Origin of the sequence: Arthrobacter sp. FX8 (assembly GCF_026723805.1) — a bacterium.
Lineage (GTDB): Bacteria > Actinomycetota > Actinomycetes > Actinomycetales > Micrococcaceae > Arthrobacter.
Window position 1 is genome coordinate 72,752 of record NZ_CP113505.1, and the last position, 19,914, is coordinate 92,665.

Here is a 19,914-nt window from a genome sequence, read left to right on the forward strand (position 1 = left end):
TTCACGTTCAATCCTGCGGACACCGGCTTGGCCTCCGCGCCGCGCTCGTCAGCCGACGTGAATGCCTGGCCTTGCCGCCTGGTCGGGTTCAATCTCGCGGAGGATCTCCCGCACCAGCGGCGGGGTGTCACCCTGCCCGAGGAAAAGATAACGCATCAGGTGCGCCACCGGGCTTCCCTCGGACCACTCGAAATAGCACTGCGGTTTCACGCCGGTGGAGTTCCGCATCGCCAGCAGGACCGCCGCGATGGCATTTGGCACGGCCGGGGACTTCACCCTAAGCACCCGGTAGTCCTCGACTTCAAGACCTTCGACCCGGAGCGTGTGCGTGAAGTCCGACGGGTCGGAGATCTCGACCTCGAGAAAGATAACGTCGGCTGGGCCCGGAACCGGGTTCAGCCCCCGCTGTTCGTACTCCTTCTCGGCGTACTCAGCCTTGTCACCGCTTTGCTTCTTGTTGGCGATGATGTGCAGCTCGCCGTCGAAGGCAATCGAGTCTGTGATGAACTGGCGGGCGGCCTCATCGAATTCAATGGTGTCCACGCGCAGTTCGGTGGAGCGGGTGACCCGCGAGATGAGCGAGACCGCGATGATCCCGGCGATGAAGAACGCCGAGATGACGATCCCGTCCGGTTTTTCGAGGACGTTGTCGCCCAGGGCGTACAGCAGGATCAGGGTCAGGATGCCGAAGCCGACGGCCCCGGCCCTGCTCCGGCGCCGGAGGGCCGAGACCGTGACGGCGACCGCCCCGGAGACCATCATGGCCAGGATCCCGGTGGCGTACGCGCCGGCCTGAGCGTTCACGTCAGCGCGGAACGCGATGGTGATGCCGATGCTCAGGACGGTGTAGACCAACACCACGGGGCGGACCGCGCGGGCCCATTCCGGTGCCATTCCGTAGGCGGGCAGGTACCGCGGCACGATGTTGATCAGCCCTGCCATGGCGGACGCGCCGGCGAACCAGAGGATCAGGGCGCTGGAGATGTCGTAGACGGTACCGAACCCGGCTCCGAACAGGTCGTGGGCGAGGAACGCGAGGGCGCGTCCGTTGGCCTGTCCACCCTCCTCGAATTCCTTGGCGGGGATCATGACCGTAGTGATGAAGCTGGTGGACATGAGGTAGACGCTCATGATGAGGGCGGCCGTGGTGAGCAGCTTGCGGGTGTTTTTGACCCGGGAGGCCATCGCTTCCTCGGGTGTGCGTCCCGTGGCCTTGATCAGCGGCATCATGGAGACGCCGGTTTCGAAGCCGGACAGGCCCAGGACCAGCAGCGGGAAGGCGATGATGGCAGGGCTGACCAGCCCGATCGGGCCGCCGCCGCTGGAGAACAGCCGGTCGGTCCAGCCGCTGACCAGCGACGGATCCGCGGCCAGGTGGAGGAACCCAGCCACCACAACGGCGGCATTGAGGAGCAGGTAGATGGCCACCAGGGGGATCGCCACACCTACAGCTTCGTTGAAGCCGAGCAGGAACACCCCGCCGAGGATCAGAAGCAGAATCACGGTGATGATGACGGCGCTGCCCTTGAGGGCCTCGGGGATGAGCGGGTTCTCGAGCAGGTGGACGGTCGCGTCAGCGCCGGAGAGGGTGATCGTGATGATCCAGGAGGTTGCGACGAAGCCCAGGAGCAGCAGGACGAAGAACTTGCCGCGCCAGAACGGCAGCAGCTTCTCCAACATTGCCACCGATCCTTGCCCGTGGGGGCTTTCCTGCGCGACCCTGCGGTACATGGGAAGCATCCCCAGCAACGTCAGGGCCACAATCAGCAACGTGGCCAGTGGGGAGAGGGCGCCGGCAGCCAGGGCGGCGATGCCTGGCAGGTAGGACAAGGTGGAGAAGTAGTCGACTCCGGTCAGGCACATGACCTTCCACCAGGCGTTGGGTTTATGGTCTTCCTTGGCCTCCGGGCCGGCGGGGGCCACCTGGTTGGCGAGCAGCCAGCGGACCAGGGGAGCCTGGTCCAGGCTTGAGTCCTGCTTCAGGGAGACCTGGGCCGGAACCGGGTGGTCAGAAGGGGGTGTCATTGAGGACTTTCTATTGATGACCAGGGTGGTCGGCGACGAATCGAAGCGCCCGAACGGGCCAATTCTAGTCCGGTTCCGTACGTGGAACTGGGGTTACGGGGCGTCCATTGGGCCTGTCCCACAGCGGCGGCGGCTGGTCCGGGACGGGTTGCGCAGTGTCGGTGATTGGCCCGCCGACCATGAGCAGATGGTCAGGTGTGGAGTTCGCGCCAAAGTCGCTGCAGCAGTTTTCGGGGAACGCCCCCGGTTCGTGCGAAGTAGGCGTAGAACGGCGCGTTGTGGTGGTTTCAGCGGCAGCTCGCTCCCGTCAATAGCCCTGGCGGACTGACGTCGAGGGCCTGCTTGGCGCACGTTCCGGGCGGCCAGCACTGTCTTTGGATCGTGGCCGGGAGGGGTTCCCATCATGTGCCCTGCCCTCCGGCAGTACTACCCGCTTAACCAGCGAAAAACCCCGGAAACCCCTGAAAACAGGGGCTGTCCGGGGTTTATCCCGAGCTTCCTATCAGAATCGAACTGATGACCTTTTCATTACGAGTGAAACGCTCTACCGACTGAGCTAAGGAAGCACCGCACCAAATCCCCCGGACGAACCGGGCGCTTCATGCAAGAGTCAACTGTAATAGAGTCCCGCCGCCCCGGTCAAAATGGCCGGCGTGACGCTGCTGCGAACCTCAGCACACCGTATTGTCGGCCGGCAGCTTGCCGCTGACCAGATAGTTGTCCACGGAATCCTCCAGGCAGCTGTTGGCCCGGCCGTACGCGGTGTGTCCTTCACCCTTCCAGGTCAGCAGGGAGGCGTTCCCCAGCTGCTTGCGCAGTGATGCTGCCCATTCAACGGGGGTTGCAGGGTCGCCGGTGGTGCCGATGACCACGATGGGGGAGTCGCCGCTGTACTCCACCGCCGCCGGCGTGCGGACGTTTTTGTACGGCCAGTCTGCGCAGATGGTTCCGCCGTAGGCAAAGAAGTAGCCCAAGGTGGGTGAATCCTGTTCCAGCCGCTTTTCCTCCGCCCGCATGCCCGCGGCGTCCGAAACCATGGGGTAGTCCAGGCAGTTGACCGCATTGAAAGCGAGCGCCGAATTGGACGTATAGGAGCCGTCGGGGGCCCGGTCGGCACCGATATCGGCAAGCCGGAGCATGAGGCTGACGTCCCCGGAAACGGCGGCCTCCAGCGCTTGGGTGAGGGCCGGCCAGCTTTGGTCGTTGTAAAGCGGGGTGATCAGGCCGCTGACGAACTGGGTTGCATTGACCAGCCGCCCGTCCTTGGCCGTGCGGGGTGTCTGCCGTATGGAGTCAATGAGGTCCCGGATCTGCTGAACGCCGGAGTCGACATCACCGCCCAGGGGGCACTTGGTCTGCTTCTGGCAGCTGGCCACGTAGCTGTGGAGCGCCTTTTCGAAGGCCCGGGCCTGGCCGCTGGTCAGGTCCTCATTGCTGATTGACGGATCGAGGGCGCCATCGAGGACCATCCGGCCTACGTTGTCCGGGAAAAGCGAGGCGTAGGTGGAGCCCAGGAACGTGCCGTAGGAGTACCCCAGGTAGTTCAGCTTGGAGTCGTTCACAACCGCGCGGAGCACGTCCAGGTCCTTCGCGGCGCTGACGGTGTCAATGTGGCCCAGGACGGGGCCTGTTTGTGACGCGCACTGGGTAGCGATTGCCTTGCTGTCAGCCAGTGCCGCCGCCAGCCCGGCATCGGTTTCGTACGCGTAGATCTTGGCCCGGGCGGCGTCGCGTTCGGCGTCCGTGGCACAGGTGACCGGAGCGGAGCGCTTCACGCCACGCGGATCGAAGCCCACGAGGTCGTAGGCGTTGCGGACAGCCGCTGAAAAGTGGGTTCCGGCAGCGTCTTTGACAAAGTCGTAACCGGAGGCGCCCGGGCCGCCGGGATTGACCAGGAGGCTGCCGGTCTTCTTACCGGTGCTGGGTGCCCGGAGCGCTGCGATCTGGATGGTGTCGCCGCCGGGATTGGCGTAATCCATGGGCACGTTCACCTTGGCGCACTGGAATTCCCCTTCGCAGGGCTCCCACACGATTTGCTGCGAGTAGAACTTTTCCAGCCCTGCGGGAGCAGACGCCACGATGGAGGGGTCAGCCTTGGCCGTGGCAGCTTCCGGCGGGTTCTTGTCGCCACCAAGGAGGCTGCAGGAGGCCAGGACAACGGCCACGGCCATTGCTGCGGCGGCGCGGACAGCGACCGTCAGGGACCTGTGGCGTGCGGGCAGGGGGCGGGCAGTCATCGGGTCTCCTTGGAGGGCTGTATCAGGCTGGCAGCCATGGACTCAATGGTCAGCAGCGGGGCAACGTTGGTGGTGGTGATGCGTTCACGGGCTTTGTTAATGGCGTCCATGCGGGCCAGCGTGGCTTCCGGCGTGGAGCGGGCTGCGAACTCTTCCAGCTCACTCCTCAGCTCAACGTTGACCAACTCCACGGCGTTCCCAAGCTGGATGATCAGGACGTCGCGGTAGAAGGACAATAAATCCGTCAGGGTCCGGTCCAGGGAGTCCGTGATGGATCTCTTGGCCCGCCGCTTCTGGTCGTCTTCGAGCTGTTTCAGCTGGCTGCGCATGGCCGGGGGAGGGCGCCGGTTTCCGGTGCTCCCAGCGTCGCCAGCAGTGCGGCCTTCTCTGCTGCATCGCGTTCCTCGTTGGAGCTGTTGGCCTCCGCAGTGGCGATCTTGACCAGCTTGTCCGCCATCATGACCGCCGCTGTTACGCCGCGCAGCCCCAGCGGGAAGCGGACAGTCTCCAGGCGGCGTTCCCTTGCCGCCGGATCCCTGGCCAGCCTCCGGGCGATGCCCACATGGCTTTGGGCAGCGCGGGCGGCCTGCTCCGCAAGGGCAGGGTCCACGCCGTCGCGCCGGACCAGCAGCGCTGCCACGTCCGACGCGGGCGGCAGCCGCAGGGCAACGCTTCGGCAGCGGGACCGGATGGTCACCAGGACATCGGCCGGGGACGGCGCGCAGAGCATCCACACGGTCCGCGGCGTGGGTTCCTCGATGGCCTTGAGCAGCACGTTGGTGGTCCGCTCGGCCATGCGGTCGGCGTCCTCCACCACGATGATCCGCCACCGCCCGGACGACGGCCGGTTGCCGGCGGTTGCCACCAGTTCGCGGGCCTCGTCAATAGTGATGGTGACCTTCTCTGTGCGCACGAAGGTCACGTCCGAATGCGTTTCACCCAGGATCGTGTGGCAGGCCTGGCACTGTCCGCAGCCACGCTGGCCCACGTCCTCCTGGTCGCAGTTCAGTGCGGCCGCGAACGCCTTGGCGGCATTGGAGCGACCGGACCCCGGCGGACCGGTGAACAGCCAGGCGTGCGTCAGGCTTTCGCCGCCGGCGGCTTGGCGCAGTTGTTCGACGACGGCGGGCTGGCCCTGGAGGTCATCCCAGACGGTCATGAGTCACCGCCGTCCGTGGCTGCTGCGGCGGCAGGAACGGCAAGGAGGGTTTCCACCCGGGCGAGGATCTGAGCGGCAAGGTCTTCCACCGGGAGGTGGGCCGGGAGGACCAGGTACGACTCCGGGCGGTCCGCAGCAAGGCTAAGGAAGGCCTCCCGGATCCGGGTATGGAACTCGTCAGCCTCGGATTCCAGGCGGTCTTCCGCTGCCTGGCCGGCAGTTCGGCGGCGGCGGCCAAGTTGGGGGTCAACGTCCAAAAGGACTGTGAGGTGGGGCTGGAGGCCCGATGTGGCCCACTCATTGAGGGAACGCACCGCGTCCAGGCCCAGGTTGCGGCCGGCACCCTGGTAGGCCACCGAGGAGTCGATGTACCGGTCCGTCAGGACGATTTCACCGCGGCCAAGTGCCGGGCGGATTACTTGGGTGGCGTGCGCGGCCCGGGAAGCCGCAAATATGAGGGCCTCGGTGTGCGCGTCGATGTCGCCATTGCCGTGGTCCAGCACAAGCGACCGCAGCTTCTCGCCAACCGGGGTGCCGCCGGGCTCCCGGGTGCGCAGCACGGTGTAGCCCAGGGACTCCAATGCTGCCGCAAGCCGGCCGGCCTGGGTGGACTTGCCTGCACCATCGCCACCCTCGAACGCGATGAATACGCCGGCCCTCTGTTTGTTCACTTCTCAAGCCTACCGAGGGGTACCGACTTTTCCCGATCCGTAGCTACCTCGAAGGCGGCAGTCCGGTGAACGGCAGCCGTCCACAAAACGACACCGCTTTCCGGCGGATCCGGCAGGAACAGTACGCTTTTCACCATGAGTCTTTCCGAGCACCAGGCCGCTTCCCTTTCACCCGAGACCGTGGTGGTGGCGGCCGGGCGTCCGCCGCGGGAAAGGGACCAGCCGGTCAATCCTCCCATCACGCTTTCCTCCACCTACTTCGGTACCGGTCCGCTGGGTGACGGCGACCGGGGTTATGGCCGCTATTCCAACCCCACCTGGGATCCCTTTGAGGAGGCCCTCGGCCAGCTTGAAGGAGCTGCCCTTCCCGGACTGCTCTACGCGTCGGGGCTGGCGGCGGTCAGTTCCGCGCTGTCCCTGATCCCTGCCGGCGGCGTGCTGGTCATGCCCAACCACAGCTACTCCGGCTCCCTGGTGATGGCGACGGAACTTGCCCAAAAAGGATTCATCGAACTCCGGACCGTGGACATTGCCGACACGGACGCCGTCAAGGATGCCCTGGCACCGCAAGGCCCGTCGGCGAAAGCCGCGGCCATGCTGTGGCTGGAAAGCCCCACCAACCCCATGCTCGGAATAGCGGACATGCCGGCCGTCGCTGAGGCCGCCCATGCAGCCGGGGCAATCGTCGTCACTGACAACACCTTTTCCACGCCACTGGTGCAGCAGCCCCTGCAACTCGGATCCGACGTCGTCCTCCACTCGGTGACCAAGTACCTCGCCGGGCACTCCGACGTCGTCCTTGGCGCCCTGGTTACTTCCAATCCGGACATCCGGTCGTCGCTGCTCCACCACCGCATCATCCACGGCGCCATCGCGGGTCCCTTCGAAGCGTGGCTCGCACTGCGGGGTCTGCGGACCCTCGCGCTGCGCGTGGAACGGTCGCAGGAGTCGGCAATGATCCTGGCGGAACGCCTCGCCGCCCACCCCGCCATTGATTCCATCCGGTTCCCCGGGCTCGATTCCGACCCCGGCCATGCCCGCGCCAAGGAACAAATGCAGGGCTTTGGCTCCATTATCTGTGTCCAGGTGGCACCCACGGCGGGCCTGGGCGGCGCCGACGCCGCGGACAAGCTGGTGCAGGCGTTGGAGCTTTGGCTGCCGGCCACCTCCCTGGGCGGGGTCGAATCCCTGATCGAACGGCGGCGCCGGCACTCGGCGGAACCCGCCAGCGTCCCCGAAAACCTGGTTCGGCTGAGCGTCGGGGTGGAAAATGTTGAGGACCTGTGGGCTGACCTGAAGCAGGCGCTGGACACGCTGGAGGGCTAGGCTGGGCTTGTGGACGGTCGAATAATTATCGCGTACGTAGAGCAGGCAGTGTTCTTTATCCTTGGCCTGGTGGCCCTGGGGCTTGAACTGTGGGCGTTCGTGGACTGTGCCAGGCACCGGGCCAACGCCTTCGAAGCCACGGGCAAGCGGACCAAGACGTTCTGGCTTGCCCTCACCGGCGGTGCGTTGCTGGTGGGCATCATTTCGCTGTTCGGCGCCGGTGGCGGCATTATCAGCACCCTTGGCCTCTTCGGGCTCGCCGCCGTGGTGGCAGCCTCCGTCTACCTGGCCGACGTCCGTCCCGCAGTGAAGGACGCAGGCCGCGGCGGCAGCCGCAACATGGGCCCCTACGGCCCCTGGTAACCAGGTTCCACGGCCGCCCAGTCCACCGTCAGCTCGCCCAGCCGCCACCTGGCCGGCCCGTCCTGCACCGGCCACCCGGCCTCGCGCAGGCCCCGGCACATGCCGACCCAGCGCTGCCTGTTGCCGAACGAGGCGAGCGGCGCGCTCCCAAGCCATGCGCGGTCCATCGCCTGCATGAAGGCATGAACAGGTTCGCCAGGGACGTTGCGGTGGATCAAGGCCTTGGGAAGCCGCTCGGCCACGTCCGAAGGCAGGTCGAAGCTCCCGAAACGGACCGAGATGCTCAGCGACAGCGGACGGACCCGGTCGAGGGTCACCCACGCCACGCGCCGCCCGATCTCGTCGCACGTGCCGTCCACGAATATGCCGCCCGGCGACAACCTGCCCTGCACCAGCTGCCAGATGCCCCGGACATCAGCTTCCTCGTACTGCCGCAGGACATTGAAGGCGCGGACCAGGACAGGATGGCCGGGAACGGGCAGCTCGAAGCCGCCCAGGTGGAAGGTCAGCCCGGGCCGCTGCAGCGGAAGCGCAGCGCGGACGCGCTCCGGTTCGATCTCGATCCCGCAGACCCGCACGTCCGGCCGGACAGCGGCGAGCCTTTCATGGAGTTCGACGGCGGTGGCTGGTGTTGCGCCGTAGCCCAGGTCAATGACGAGCGGGTCAGCCGCCGACCGCAGGCGCCAGGCCTGAGGTCCGGCCAGCCAGCGGTCCACCCGGCGCATCCGGTTGGGGTTGGTGGTGCCGCGGGTGACGTTGCCCACCGGACGGCCCTGCCGGGCGGCGGATGTCCTGCCGGATAGTTGCGGGGAGTTCACCCGTTCAGCCTTTTGAACCACCGCACAACCCTATCCCTGGCCCTGGGGGAAGCGGGCCCCACCGCGGCCTGGCTTGTAACGCTGGGCGGGCGGCAACACTGCTCGGCTAGGATGAAAATCATGACTTACAAGCTGATTCTGCTGCGCCACGGCCACAGCGAATGGAACGCAAAGAACCTGTTCACCGGCTGGGTGGACGTTGACCTGAACGACCAGGGCCGCGCGGAAGCAGCGCGCGGCGGTGAGCTGCTGGTGGAGAACAACATCCTTCCGGACGTGCTCTACACCTCCCTGCTGAAGCGGGCCATCAACACCGCGAACATCGCCCTGGACAAGGCCGACCGCGGCTGGATTCCGGTCAAGCGCGACTGGCGCCTGAACGAACGCCACTACGGCGCGCTGCAGGGCAAGGACAAGGCGCAGACCCTCGCCGAATACGGCGAAGAGCAGTTCATGGAATGGCGCCGTTCCTACGACACCCCGCCGCCGCCCCTCGACGACAACTCCGAGTTCTCCCAGGCGCACGACCCCCGTTACGCGGGACTCGGCGATGCCCTGCCGCGCACCGAGTGCCTCAAGGATGTCCTGGTGCGGCTCCTGCCCTACTGGGAATCGGACATCAAGGAGGACCTCAAGGCAGGCAAGACGGTCCTGGTGACCGCGCACGGCAACTCGCTGCGTGCCCTGGTCAAGCACCTCGACGGCATCAGCGACGAAGCCATCGCCGGCCTGAACATCCCCACCGGCATCCCGCTGGTGTACGAACTGGACGAGGACTTCAAGCCGGTCAAGCCCGGCGGAACGTACCTGGACCCCGAAGCTGCCGAAGAAGCCATCCTGGCAGTGGCAAACCAGGGCAAGAAATAGGACATTAAACCCGTACGACGGCGGGCCGGTCACCTCAGGTGACCGGCCCGCCGTCGTCCTCCGGCAGCTTGGGTGTCAGCTGTGTTCTGTCCCGGTGGGCTGCCATGCGCCCGTGACCAGGTAGGTCACCTTCTGGGCGACGGAGACGCCGTGGTCGGCGAAGCGCTCGAAGTAGCGGCTGGCGAGGGCCACGTCCACGGTGGTGGCGGGGGACTCGTGCCACTCAGGCGCGGCGATGGCCTTGAAGACGCTCAGGTGCAGGTCATTGATCGCCGTGTTGGCCTTGAGGATGTCCCTGGCCACCTCGAGGTCGCGGCTTTCAAGCAGGACGGTCAGCTTGTCGGCGATCTCCTGGTCGAGCTCGGCCATCCGGTTGAAGGTCTCCGTCATGGACTCCGGAATCACCGTGGAGGGGTAGCGGAGGCGGGCCAGTTGGGCGATGTGGCGGGCCAGGTCACCCATCCGCTCGAGGGACGCGCTCATCCGCAGGGAACCGACGATCATGCGCAGGTCGCTGGCGACAGGACCCTGCAGTGCCAGAATGTCGATGGCCCGCTCATCGAGGCTGTTCTGCAGGAAATCGATGCGCGCGTCCGCGGCGATGACATCCTGCGCGAGGTCCACGTCCGCTACCTGGAACGAGGTAGTGGCCTTGTTGATCGCTTCGCTGACCAGTCGGGAGATCTCCACCAGCTGGTCACCGACCTGGGTGAGCTCTTCCTGAAAAACCTTACGCACGTAGGCGTCCTTTCCTTGGAACTCCCGCCGGCCGCTGCAGGGCAGCAGGAATCGTGTCGCCATTAGGCGCTCTGACCACCAACTCTGTCATCGCCCGGTAAACGATTATGCCCACACAGATGAACGTTAGTTGAACCGTTGGCCGGATAGGCCGGAAGTCGGCAGGGGGCTTAGGGCAAGAGCATAAAGTGGAGCTGTGGATCCTATGCTCATTGGTCTGGTTGCCGGCCTTATCGGTCTGGCGCTTGGCACGTTCGGCGTGCTTGCCTACCGGGTCAGCGAGAAGCAGCGCGAGCTGCTGGAGATCGACGCCGGGGAGCTGGCACTGCCGCCCGGCGCAGCGGAGGTGCTCGCCGTCGTCGGACGCGCTTTTGTGGTGCTGGACGACGTGGACGGCGTGGTCCGGGCCAGCCCCGCAGCGTACGCGTACGGCCTGGTCCGCGGGCACACCGTGGTCCACAGGGAACTCCTGGACATGACCGCGGGAGTCCGGCGGGACGGCGTCATCCTGGAAAAGCAGCTCGAACTCCCGAGGGGGCCGCTGGGCAAGGGAACCATCATCGTCCAGGTGCGGGCGGCCATGCTGGGTGAGGAATACATCCTGCTCCTCGCCGATGACCGGACGGAGATCACGCGCACCGAAGAGATCCGCAACGACTTCGTCGCCAACGTATCCCACGAACTGAAAACCCCCGTGGGTGCCATTTCGCTGCTGGCCGAGGCGCTCGAATCCTCCGCCGACGATCCTGACGCTGTCCGCCGCTTCGCCAAGCGCATGCACAAGGAATCCGCCCGCCTGGCCGCCCTGGTCCAGGACATCATCGAACTTTCCCGCCTGCAGGGCGCCAGCGTGACCCAGCAGGGCGGCCCGGTGGACATCAACGCCGTCATCGCCGAGGCCGTGGACCGGTCGCAGCTTCCCGCGGAAAGCAAGAACATCAGCATCGTGGTGGGCGGCCGCACCGAGGGCAAGGTCTTCGGTGACCAGGACCTGCTGGTGACGGCGCTGCGAAACCTTATCGACAACGCCATCCGCTATTCACCCGACAACACCCGGGTGGGGATCGGTGTACGTTCCAGGGAAGGCGTAGTCTCGATTTCCGTGACGGATCAGGGCGAGGGGCTGACCCCTGAGGACCAGGAACGCGTGTTCGAACGCTTCTACCGGGTGGACGCCGCCCGTTCCCGCCAGACGGGCGGTACCGGCCTGGGCCTGAGCATCGTGAAGCACGTGGCGTCCAACCACGGCGGCGAAGTGACCCTCTGGTCCCAGCCCGGGCAGGGGTCCACCTTCACCCTCCGGCTGCCCGAAATGGAAGGCCAGGACGGCGAGGACGCGCCGGCCGGGCCGGAAGCACCGGCACAGGCGCCGGAAAAACGCAGTCTTACCCACCTACCCCGCGCCGCCGGCGCAACAGATCGAGGAGCCAGCGCTTGAGCAGGATTTTGATTGTCGAGGACGAGGAGTCGTTCAGCGATCCCTTGTCCTATTTGCTGGGCAAAGAAGGGTTCGAGGTGGAGGTGGTGGACAACGGCCTTGATGCCATCACCGAATTCGACCGCAACGGCGCCGACCTGGTGTTGCTTGACCTGCAGCTCCCGGGCCTCTCCGGCACTGAGGTGTGCCGGCAGCTCCGCCAGCGCTCAAGCGTCCCCGTCATCATGCTGACCGCCAAGGACTCGGAAATCGACAAGGTGGTGGGCCTGGAACTCGGTGCTGACGATTACGTCACCAAGCCCTACTCCTCCCGCGAACTGGTGGCCCGCGTCCGGGCGGTATTGCGGCGCCAGGGGGAGCCTGAGGAGCTGATTTCCTCAACCGTCCAGGCCGGTCCGGTCCGCATGGACATCGAACGGCACGTGGTGAGCGTGGACGGCCAGCAGGTCCTGCTTCCCTTGAAGGAGTTCGAGCTCCTGGAGATGCTGCTGCGCAACTCGGGCAGGGTGCTGACCCGCGGCCAGCTCATCGACCGCGTCTGGGGCTCCGACTACGTGGGCGATACCAAGACCCTTGACGTCCACGTGAAGCGCCTCCGCGGCAAGATCGAACCCGATCCGTCCGCTCCCCGCTACCTGGTGACCGTCCGCGGCCTTGGGTACAAATTCGAGCCGTAGGCCGTACCGGGACTCCGTCAGCAGGCATAACAAAGGGAGGAGCCAGTGGGCTCCTCCCTTTCGTTGTGTCCGGGGTTCCGGCGCCTGCTTAGCGGCTCGTGGCGGTCGCGGTGGCAGTAGCCGGGGCGGAGGCGCTCGAAGTGGCGCTGGAGGTTGCGCCGGCAGAGGGGGTGGCGGATGAAGAAGCGGACGACGGGGACGTTGCCGAAGCGCTCGGCGTAGGTACGTAGTCCTTGTACTCCTCCAGCGTGGCGTCCAGGACGGGAACCTTGACGGTGTTGCTGACGTTGGTGCCGTTCTCGCTGATCTTGACGTCCACCAGGGAGCCGGGCTGGCCACCAGTGGTGCTCAGGATGGCTTCGTCGGACTTCTCGTTGAGGAGCGTGTACGAGTTGGCCTTCACCGGTACCTCGGTCTGCGAGCCCTTGGCGCCGTTGACCGTGAGCTTCACGTCCTTGGAAGAGGAGTTGTAAACGGCGCCGATCAGGCGGCCGGGCTTGTCCTCGCCGGTGGAAACAATCAGGATGTTCCGCAACTGCAGGGGACCGAGGTCCGCGCGGATGCCGTCCGAGGCGGAGTACTGATGGCTGGTCTGCTGGGGCGTGATGTAACCGCAGCCCGCGGTCAGCAGGCTGGCGCCAAGGGCAGCAGCCGTCAGTGCCAGTTTGCCGCGCTGGGCCCGGTTCATCGCAGTGGAACGCACGTCACGTACTCCTCGAGAAATTTGAAGTCTTTTTCAGCCCATAGCCTATCCGCAATGAGGGGCAAACGAGGATTCGGCGGTGTCACATCCACTGTGGGAGCGCTCACCTGATGCACTAATCCTCCCATCCGTCAAGGGGGTGAAGGGGGTTGATTGGGCCCATTTTCCGCGTATTTTCGCGGTTGGAGGCCCTTTCTCCGGCCGGTCATATGCCTGAATCGTGATAAACTGGTCTGCGGGAAAGGGGAAATGTCCACATGGTATTTGAGGTCGGCGAGACAGTAGTTTACCCTCACCACGGTGCTGCGAAGATTGAAGAAATCAAGATGCGCACCATCAAGGGCGAAGAGAAGATGTATCTCAAGCTCAAGGTGGCTCAGGGTGATCTGACCATTGAAGTTCCAGCAGAGAACGTTGACCTTGTTGGGGTCCGGGACGTAGTGGGCAAGGAAGGCCTGGAGCACGTGTTTGATGTGCTCCGCGCCGAGTTCACCGAGGAACCCACCAACTGGTCACGCAGGTACAAGGCAAATCTGGAGAAGCTTGCTTCCGGTGACGTCATCAAGGTGGCAGAGGTCGTTCGCGACCTGTGGCGCCGGGATCACGACCGGGGCCTTTCCGCAGGCGAGAAGCGTATGCTGGCCAAAGCCCGTCAGATTCTGATTTCAGAACTGGCGCTGGCTGAAAAGACCGACGAGGAGAAGGCTGCAAGCGTTCTCGACGAGGTCCTGGCTTCCTAAGAATTTAGCCCCGGCGGCACGCAAGTGCCGCCGGGGCTTCTTTGGCATCACCCGCCGGTGTCCAAGCCGCCTGACCGCAGTGGCGGCGTCGTAGGCTAGTCCGCATGAGTGAATCACCCACGCGCCTGGTCACGGCCGTCATCCTCGTGGCCGCCGGTTCCGGGCAGCGCCTCGGCTACGGCATGCCCAAGGCCGCTGTTCCGCTCGGCGGCGAGCCCATCCTGATACATGCCCTGCGGGGCATTGTCGCGTCAGGAGTGGCCAGCCAGGTGTGCGTGGCGCTGCCTGCCGGTGACCAGGGCCTGCGGGAGTTGTGTGACGACTTCCGTGGCGAGCTTGCCGATGGTGGTCCACTCCTGACGATTGTCGACGGCGGAGCCACCCGGGCCGACTCCGTCCGCGCAGGCATCTCGGCACTGATGGACGGCATCGAGGCGGTCCTGGTCCACGACGCCGCCCGCGCGCTCACGCCCGAATCCGTTTTCCACCGCGTCTCCGATGCCCTTGCCGCCGGCGCTGCCGCCGTCATTCCGGCGCTGCCCGTGGTAGACACCGTCAAAACGGTGGCCGCCACTACCGGGGAGGACGCGGCCTTTGCACCCGAAGTTGTCACGGGGACAGCCCGCCGCCAGGAGCTCCGGGCCGTGCAGACGCCCCAGGGTTTCCGGATCGGCGCGCTGCTGCAGGCGCACCAGGCCGCACAGTCCCTGGACCAGCAGCAGTCCGCGGCCGTCACCGACGACGCCATGCTGGTGGAGATGCTCGGCACCCCCGTCCATGCCGTCCGCGGATCAACGCAGTCCCTCAAGATCACAACGCCCCTTGACCTGATCTTCGCGGAAGGGCTCCTGGAAGGCCCGCTCGGCGCCCGGTGGGTGGAAGGATGAGCGCGGAGATGGTTCTGCCGCGCACCGGGGTGGGGATCGACGTCCATGCCTACGCGCCGGAAGACTCGCCCCGGCCCCTCTGGCTCGGTGGACTCCTATGGCCCGGCGAACGGGGCCTCGCCGGGCACTCAGATGGTGACGCCGTCGCCCATGCGGCCGCGGACGCCCTGTTCTCGGCCGCCGGTATCGGCGACCTTGGCACCCACTTCGGTACCGACCGCCCGGAGTTCGCCGGCGCATCCGGCGCCACCCTCCTGGCCGAAGCCGCCCGGATTGTCCGGGCAGCCGGGTTCGAAATTGGCAACGTTGCGGTGCAGTTCGTGGCCAACCGGCCCAAGTTCGGGCCGCGCAGGGAAGAATCCCAAAAGGTCCTCAGCGAAGCCGCAGGCGCCTCTGTGGGCGTCACGGCAACCACCAGCGACGGCCTGGGATTCACCGGACGCGGGGAAGGCATTTCGGCGGTGGCCACCGCGCTGGTGTACCCCCAGCAGCCCCAGCCCATCAGCTAGTCTGGAGCGGTGACCCTGCGCTTCTATGACACCGCCTCCGCCGAAGTCCGGAACTTCGTCCCCATCGTCGACGGCAAGGTCAGCCTCTACTACTGCGGCGCCACCGTCCAGGGCATGCCGCACGTGGGGCACATCCGCTCCGCCATCGCCTTTGACCAGCTCACCCGCTGGCTTGAGTACCGGGGCCTGCGCGTCACGGTCGTCCGCAACGTGACGGACATCGACGACAAGATCCTGGCCAAGTCCGAGGCTTCGTTCGCGCCGGACTTCAGCCCGGAGGTGGGCGAAGTGCCTCAGGAGGAATGGTGGGCGCTGGCGTACCGCTACGAGCAGGAATTCCTGAAGGCCTACGACACCCTTGGCGTCTCCCGGCCCACGTACGAACCCCGGGCCACCGGACACATCCCCGAGATGCATGCCCTGATCCAGCAGCTCATTGACCGCGGCCATGCCTATCCTGCCCTGGATGATTCAGGGGACGTGTACTTCGACGTCCGTTCGTGGGACACATACGGCGCACTGACCCGGCAGAACATCGATGACATGCAGGCAGCGCCCGACGCCGACCCCCGCGGCAAGAAGGACCCCCGCGACTTTGCGCTGTGGAAGGGCTCCAAAGAAGGGGAGCCGGCCACCGCCAGCTGGGCTTCGCCCTGGGGGGCAGGACGGCCCGGCTGGCACCTTGAGTGCTCGGCCATGGTCACCAAGTACCTGGGTACCGCATTCGATATCCATGGCGGCGGCCTGGACCTGCGCTTCCCGCACCACGAAAACGAGATGGCGCAGTCACAGGCGGCCGGACACCCGTTCGCCAACTTCTGGATGCACAACGGCATGGTGACCTACCAGGGCGAAAAGATGTCCAAGTCCATCGGCAACACCATCAGCCCCGCGGAGATGCTGGAACTCGCGTCGCCGCGGGTGGTGCGCTACTACCTCGGCCAGGCGCACTACCGCTCCATCCTGGACTACCGGCCCACCTCCCTGCAGGAGGCCGCGGCCGCCGTCGAACGCATTGACGGCTTCATCAGCCGGGCCGTGCGTGCACTTTCCTCTGACGGAACCTACACCCTTGCCACGGACGGTCTTGTTCCCGAGGCGTTCGAACGCGCCATGGATGACGACCTGAACGTCCCCCAGGCGCTGGCAGTACTCCATGACACGGTCCGCTCCGGAAACACCGCCCTCACTGAGGACCGGCTGGAGGACGCCCGGCAGGCGCTGCACCATGTCCACGACATGCTCGGGGTCCTGGGGCTGAACGCAGTCGAAGGCTCCGCTGCCGCGGCAACCCGGGAGGCCGAGGCCCTTGGCGTGCTGGTCGAAGCGCAGCTGGCCGCCCGCGCGGCTGCCCGGGCCCAAAAGGACTGGGCCGCCTCCGACGCCATCCGGGACACGCTCAACCAGGCCGGCGTCGTGGTGGAAGACGGCCCGGACGGCGCCACGTGGAGCCTCAAGCGGGACTGATCCCTACCCGCCCCAGGGGACGGATCGCTTGCCGGCGCTGCCGATTTTTCTTCGGTCAGTAGACTGGTAGGCAGATTCAGTCAACACAATCAAGGGTGGAACATCATGGCCAACAATGGTCGCCGATCGGTTAAAGCGAAGAAGGGCCCAACCATCGGAACCGGTGGCCATGGCCGCAAGGCCCTCGAGGGCAAGGGCCCCACGCCCAAGGCCGAGGACCGTCCGTACCACAAGGCACACAAAGCCAAGCAGCTGGCCGAGCGCTCCGCTGCCAAGCGCGGAACCGGTGCCCGCAGTGCCGGTGCCGCCAAGTCCGGACCCAAGGGCCGTGCCACCGAGGAAGTGGTGACCGGACGCAATTCGGTCGTAGAAGCGCTCCGCGCCGGCATCCCTGCCAAAGCCCTGCACGTTGCCATCCGCATCGAGATGGACGACCGCGTCAAGGAATCCCTGAAGCTCGCCGCCGAACGCGGCATCCCGCTGATGGAAACCGGCAAGGCGGAACTGGACCGGATGACGGACGACGCCGTCCACCAGGGCCTGGTGCTGCAGATCCCGCCTTACGATTACCAGGACGCCTACGAACTGGCCGAGGAAACTGTGGAGAAGTGGAAGAAGGGGCACGTCGCCAACGCGCCGCTCTTCGTTGCACTGGACGGCATCACGGACCCCCGGAACCTGGGTGCCATTATCCGCTCCGTCTCCGCCTTCAGCGGCCACGGCGTGATCGTGCCCGAGCGCCGCTCGGTGGGCGTCACCGCCTCGGCCTGGAAAACCAGCGCCGGCGCGGCGGTCCGCGTGCCCGTGGCCCGCGCCTCCAACCTGAACAACGCCCTGAAGCAGTTCAAGAACATGGGCATCTTCGTCCTGGGGCTCGACGGCGACGGCGACGTTTCGCTGCCTGACCTCACCCTGGCCAAAGAACCGGTGTGCATCGTTGTGGGCTCCGAGGGCAAGGGCCTGAGCCGCCTGGTCCGTGAGAACTGCGACCAGATCGTCTCCATCCCCATCGATTCCGCCATGGAGTCACTCAACGCGTCGATGGCCGTGGGCATCTCGCTGTACGAGGTCTCCCGCCAACGCGCGGCGGGGTAAGTACTTCCAGCCCGGTATCCCGGGATGGTTACCCGGCGCCGCTGTGGCGTACGGGCAGGTCAGGTGCCGCTGGCGGCTACTATTTAGGTGATGGTCATGCCGCTCTTCGACACTGCTTCCGCCATGGATGCCTCCTCGGCTGTTCCCCTCGGTGTCAGCGTTCCGCGCGCTGATTCCGGCGGTACCCGCCACCACGCCGGCGCGCGCGCCAACGTCGCCTGCCTTGCCCCCGGGGTGTCCAGCCTGGACATCGTGTACTGCCCTCCGGGTGGCCAGTGGCGGGTCCAGACGCTGCCCAACGTTACGCGCGGCGTCCATCACGGCATTGTCGAGGACCTGCCCTACGGATCGCACTACGGCTTCTGTCCCACGCCGGACCGCCAAACCCTGCCCTCCGGGCTTCCTGCAGGCAATGGGAACGGTTCCGGCAGCCAGCCCCTGCTCCTGGACCCCTATGGCCGGGGAGTGGACCAGCGCGACGGCGTCCTCACCAGCGTCCGTACCGCAACCGACTTCGACTGGGGGTCGGACGAACGCCTGCGCCTTCCCTGGCGCAACACGATCGTGTACGAAGCCCATGTCCGTGGCCAGAGCATGCTCCATCCCGACGTGCCGGAAGAGCTGAGGGGCACCTATGCCGGCCTGGCCCACCCAGCCGTGGTGGAGCACCTGACCAGCCTGGGCGTTACCTCCGTCCAGCTCCTGCCGGTGCACTTCCACGTCGATGAGCCGCACCTGCAGGACCTGGGACTGACCAACTACTGGGGGTACAACACCGCTGCGTTCTTCGCCTTGCACCCCGGGTACGCCACCCGGGCCGCCCGGGAGGAGGGCCCGCAGGCTGTCCAGGATGAGTTCAAGGCCATGGTCAAGGCACTCCACGAGGCCGGGCTGGAGGTCATCCTCGACGTCGTCTACAACCACACCGCCGAGGCCGGCCCGGGCGGACCGGTCCTGAGCTTCCGCGGACTGGGGGACACCTACTACCGCGTGGACGGTCACGGCAGGTACATCGACACGACGGGCTGCGGCAACACGCTGAACTTCGCGGACCAGCGCGTGGTCCAGCTGGTGACCGATTCCCTCCGGTACTGGGTGGACGAATACCACATTGACGGGTTCCGGTTCGACCTGGCCGTCACGCTCTGCCGGGACGCCGCGAACGAATTCGACCCCGAACATCCTTTCCTCACCGCTGTCGCCGCCGACCCCGTGCTGTCCGAGGTCAAGCTGATTGCCGAGCCCTGGGACATTGGCTACGGAGGCTGGCAGACAGGCCGCTTCCCGCCCGGATGGGTGGACTGGAACGACCACTTCCGGGACGCCGTCCGTACCTTTTGGCTGGCAGACCGTGCCGCCATCGACACTGGCGGGCACGGCGGGACCATGGCCAAACTCGCCGACGCCCTGTCCGGTTCCGCCAGCCTCTTCCAAGCGTCCGGCCGGTCACGCCTGGCATCGGTCAACTTCGTCACCGCCCACGACGGCTTCACCATGAACGACCTCGTGTCCTACGACCGCAAGCACAACGAGGCCAACGGCGAAGAGAACAGGGACGGGCACGGGGACAACCGCAGCTACAACCACGGCGTGGAGGGCCCCACGGAGAACGGTGTCATCCTCGCCCGGCGGGCGCAGTCGCGGCGGAACCTGATGGCATCACTGATGGTTTCGCTGGGGGTTCCCATGATCACCGCCGGGGACGAGCTCGCCCGGACGCAGCAGGGGAACAACAACGCCTATTGCCAGGACAATGCCATCACCTGGCTTGACTGGACCATGACGCCGGAAGCGCACGAAATGCTGCGCAGCACCAAACGGTACATCCGCCTGCGCAAGGAGTTCCTGGCTGCCCAGCCGCATGATTTCCCGGTGCGGGACGAGCAGTCCTACCTCTACTGGTTCGACCAGCACGGCCAGCCCATGTCCGCTGAACGCTGGAACGATCCGCACCACCGCGTCATGCAGCTCCTGCTGGGTGACGACGGCGGCGAACTGGCCGGCCTGGTGGTAGTGAACGGCAGTGCCTCGGACGTCACGGTCACCCTGCCGGACGCCGGGAGGAAGAATCCAAGCCTGTTCGAGCTTCGGCTGACCACCTCGCCCCGCCACAAGCAGCGGCAAGGCATCCAGGTGGCTTCGGGGGAAACCGACCTGGCCGAGGCCAACTCCATCAGCATCTACCGCACGTAGC

At 66.0% G+C, this 19,914-nt stretch carries 17 protein-coding genes, 1 tRNA gene and 1 pseudogene; 11 read left to right on the forward strand and 8 right to left on the reverse strand.

The features are described 5' to 3' along the window. Nucleotides 1-48: 48 nt before the first annotated feature. The 5 genes and pseudogenes from OUO20_RS00335 to tmk form a co-directional block, all read right to left on the reverse strand. The gene (locus OUO20_RS00335; RefSeq protein ID WP_224084280.1) at nt 49-2,025 is read right to left on the reverse strand and encodes an amino acid transporter; all 1,977 of its coding nucleotides are present in this window, start codon (nt 2,023-2,025) and stop codon (nt 49-51) included. Nucleotides 2,026-2,518: 493 nt separating this feature from the next. Then, nucleotides 2,519-2,591, reverse strand: a tRNA-Thr gene (locus tag OUO20_RS00340). A gap of 105 nt (nt 2,592-2,696) precedes the next feature. Continuing rightward, nucleotides 2,697-4,262 carry an alpha/beta hydrolase gene (locus tag OUO20_RS00345; RefSeq protein ID WP_144600289.1) on the reverse strand — a complete coding sequence of 522 codons (1,566 nt, stop codon included), beginning with the start codon at nt 4,260-4,262 and terminating at the stop codon, nt 2,697-2,699. Beyond that, nucleotides 4,259-5,421, reverse strand: a pseudogene (locus tag OUO20_RS00350) (DNA polymerase III subunit delta'). The gene OUO20_RS00345 and the pseudogene OUO20_RS00350 overlap by 4 nt, the downstream one beginning before the upstream one ends. Then, nucleotides 5,418-6,092, reverse strand: a complete 675-nt coding sequence (gene tmk, locus OUO20_RS00355) for a dTMP kinase (protein ID WP_018771198.1) — start codon at nt 6,090-6,092, stop codon at nt 5,418-5,420. Before tmk ends, OUO20_RS00350 begins: the two are co-directional and overlap by 4 nt. Before the next feature lie 135 nt (nt 6,093-6,227). Here tmk and OUO20_RS00360 point away from each other — a divergent pair, with 135 nt between their 5' ends. Beyond that, nucleotides 6,228-7,418 (forward strand): trans-sulfuration enzyme family protein, encoded by a 1,191-nt coding sequence (locus tag OUO20_RS00360; protein ID WP_018771197.1) that lies wholly within the window; start codon nt 6,228-6,230, stop codon nt 7,416-7,418. A 9-nt stretch (nt 7,419-7,427) separates the two neighbouring features. Further along, on the forward strand, nt 7,428-7,781 hold the full coding sequence (locus tag OUO20_RS00365; RefSeq protein ID WP_026266062.1) for a DUF2516 family protein: 354 nt from the start codon (nt 7,428-7,430) through the stop codon (nt 7,779-7,781). Here the strand turns inward: OUO20_RS00365 and OUO20_RS00370 are convergent. Next, on the reverse strand, nt 7,766-8,620 hold the full coding sequence (locus OUO20_RS00370; RefSeq protein ID WP_056389223.1) for a class I SAM-dependent methyltransferase: 855 nt from the start codon (nt 8,618-8,620) through the stop codon (nt 7,766-7,768). The two genes, OUO20_RS00365 and OUO20_RS00370, sit on opposite strands and share 16 nt — an antisense overlap. Before the next feature lie 99 nt (nt 8,621-8,719). Between OUO20_RS00370 and OUO20_RS00375 the strand changes: the two genes are divergently transcribed. Continuing rightward, a complete protein-coding gene (locus OUO20_RS00375) occupies nt 8,720-9,466 on the forward strand; it encodes a phosphoglyceromutase (RefSeq protein ID WP_018771194.1) in 747 nt (248 codons plus the stop codon). Nucleotides 9,467-9,541: 75 nt separating this feature from the next. Here the strand turns inward: OUO20_RS00375 and phoU are convergent, their stop codons facing one another. After that, on the reverse strand, nt 9,542-10,204 hold the full coding sequence (phoU, locus tag OUO20_RS00380; protein WP_018771193.1) for a phosphate signaling complex protein PhoU: 663 nt from the start codon (nt 10,202-10,204) through the stop codon (nt 9,542-9,544). 205 nt (nt 10,205-10,409) lie between these two features. On the opposite strand from phoU, the gene OUO20_RS00385 reads away from it, so the two are divergent. Both OUO20_RS00385 and OUO20_RS00390 read left to right on the forward strand, forming a co-directional pair. After that, a complete protein-coding gene (locus tag OUO20_RS00385) occupies nt 10,410-11,642 on the forward strand; it encodes a sensor histidine kinase (protein ID WP_268003346.1) in 1,233 nt (410 codons plus the stop codon). Beyond that, nucleotides 11,639-12,319, forward strand: a complete 681-nt coding sequence (locus tag OUO20_RS00390; protein ID WP_026266060.1) for a response regulator transcription factor — start codon at nt 11,639-11,641, stop codon at nt 12,317-12,319. Before OUO20_RS00385 ends, OUO20_RS00390 begins: the two co-directional genes overlap by 4 nt. A gap of 88 nt (nt 12,320-12,407) precedes the next feature. Here OUO20_RS00390 and OUO20_RS00395 read toward each other — a convergent pair whose 3' ends face one another. Then, entirely contained in the window at nt 12,408-13,007 is a 600-nt protein-coding gene (locus OUO20_RS00395) for a hypothetical protein (protein WP_134165864.1), read from the reverse strand. 272 nt (nt 13,008-13,279) lie between these two features. Between OUO20_RS00395 and OUO20_RS00400 the strand changes: the two genes are divergently transcribed. From OUO20_RS00400 to glgX, 6 genes are all read left to right on the forward strand, one after another. Next, nucleotides 13,280-13,762 (forward strand): CarD family transcriptional regulator, encoded by a 483-nt coding sequence (locus tag OUO20_RS00400; RefSeq protein ID WP_011690592.1) that lies wholly within the window; start codon nt 13,280-13,282, stop codon nt 13,760-13,762. Nucleotides 13,763-13,866: 104 nt separating this feature from the next. Beyond that, a complete protein-coding gene (gene ispD, locus OUO20_RS00405) occupies nt 13,867-14,649 on the forward strand; it encodes a 2-C-methyl-D-erythritol 4-phosphate cytidylyltransferase (RefSeq protein ID WP_056389214.1) in 783 nt (260 codons plus the stop codon). Between the two features lie 8 nt (nt 14,650-14,657). Beyond that, on the forward strand, nt 14,658-15,158 hold the full coding sequence (gene ispF, locus OUO20_RS00410) for a 2-C-methyl-D-erythritol 2,4-cyclodiphosphate synthase (RefSeq protein ID WP_018771188.1): 501 nt from the start codon (nt 14,658-14,660) through the stop codon (nt 15,156-15,158). Between the two features lie 9 nt (nt 15,159-15,167). Beyond that, nucleotides 15,168-16,625 (forward strand): cysteine--tRNA ligase, encoded by a 1,458-nt coding sequence (gene cysS / locus OUO20_RS00415; protein ID WP_018771187.1) that lies wholly within the window; start codon nt 15,168-15,170, stop codon nt 16,623-16,625. A 105-nt stretch (nt 16,626-16,730) separates the two neighbouring features. Next, nucleotides 16,731-17,720 (forward strand): 23S rRNA (guanosine(2251)-2'-O)-methyltransferase RlmB, encoded by a 990-nt coding sequence (rlmB, locus tag OUO20_RS00420; RefSeq protein ID WP_018771186.1) that lies wholly within the window; start codon nt 16,731-16,733, stop codon nt 17,718-17,720. 90 nt (nt 17,721-17,810) lie between these two features. Beyond that, nucleotides 17,811-19,913 carry a glycogen debranching protein GlgX gene (gene glgX / locus OUO20_RS00425; protein WP_268002604.1) on the forward strand — a complete coding sequence of 701 codons (2,103 nt, stop codon included), beginning with the start codon at nt 17,811-17,813 and terminating at the stop codon, nt 19,911-19,913. Nucleotide 19,914: the final 1 nt, after the last annotated feature.